Below are 1,117 nucleotides of genomic sequence, written 5' to 3' on the forward strand. Positions count from 1 at the left end.
CTCCAGGCGGTGATGACTTCGTAGTTTTCCTGGTGAAAGACGCGCGCCAGCGCCTTGACGATGCCCGGTTCGTCGTCGACGAAGAGCAGGCGGTAGCGCGGCGGCGTCAGGTGCGTTGCCGGGGCCTGCGGGGTGGCGGTCTTGCCGGTGAAGAGAGAGGCGTAGTCGGTCATGGTGGGGTCGGGAAGAACAGGGTGACGGTGGTGCCGACATCGGGCTGGCTGTCGAGACGGATGCGTCCGCTGTGCGCCTGTACGACATTGCGGGCGGTGGCCAGGCCAAGGCCGACGCCGGAACCGACCGGGCGCGTCGTGTAGAACGGTTCGAAGGCGTGTTCGATCTGCTCGGCGGTCATGCCAACCCCGGTGTCGTGAATGCGGATGTGGATGCCGGTATCGTCTGCTTCGGAGGATATTTTGACCTCGCCCGGCCGGCCGGTATCCTTGATCGCCAGGACGGCGTTGCGGATGACGTTGAAAAAGAGCTGATTGATATGCCCCGGCAGGCAGACGATGCTGGGTAGCGGGAGCAAGTCGAAACGGAAATGGACGCCGGGCGGCATTTGCGCCTCGACCATGCTGACCGCTTCGTGCAGGCAGTTGTTGAGATCGGCGTATTCCTGGCTGGCCCGGTCGACGTTCGAAAATGCCTTCAAATCGGCGACGATGCGGGCGATGCGTTCCATCCCCTTGGCGCTGTCGTGGAGCAGGTCAATGCTGTCTTCGAGAATGAAATCGAGGTCAAGTGCCTGCCAGCCCTCGGCGGCCGGCTCCGGGTGCGACTTCAGTTCGGCAAATTTACCGAGGTACTTTTCAAAGGTCGAGAGGTTGCTGCGTACAAAGCCGAGCGGGTTATTGATCTCGTGCGCCATGCCGGCGGCCAGTTGGCCCACCGAGGCGAGCTTTTCCGCTTCATAGAGCATCTGCTGGCGTTCTTCCAGTTCGCCAACCTGTTTCTTGACGCGGGCTTCGAGTTCAGCCGACAGCGTTTTGTAGCGCGCCTCCGATTCGCTGAGGCGGGCGTGCTCGCGCTTGAGCGATTCGAAGTCTTCGGCCACCGCTTCGAGGTGCAGGGTCGACGCCATCTTGAAGCGGATCTGGGCGCGGAGCAGGGCCAG

Annotated in this window: 1 protein-coding gene; it reads right to left on the bottom strand. The window is 62.6% G+C overall.

Annotated features, from left to right (window positions below; genetic code table 11):
* Positions 1–169: 169 nt before the first annotated feature.
* Positions 170–1,117, bottom strand: a 948-nt coding sequence (locus ADADOO_RS17295; protein ID WP_511278758.1) for a sensor histidine kinase, incomplete at its 5' end; no start/stop codon positions are given.

The sequence above is a fragment of the Azonexus sp. genome (assembly GCF_036170495.1).
Lineage (GTDB): Bacteria > Pseudomonadota > Gammaproteobacteria > Burkholderiales > Rhodocyclaceae > Azonexus.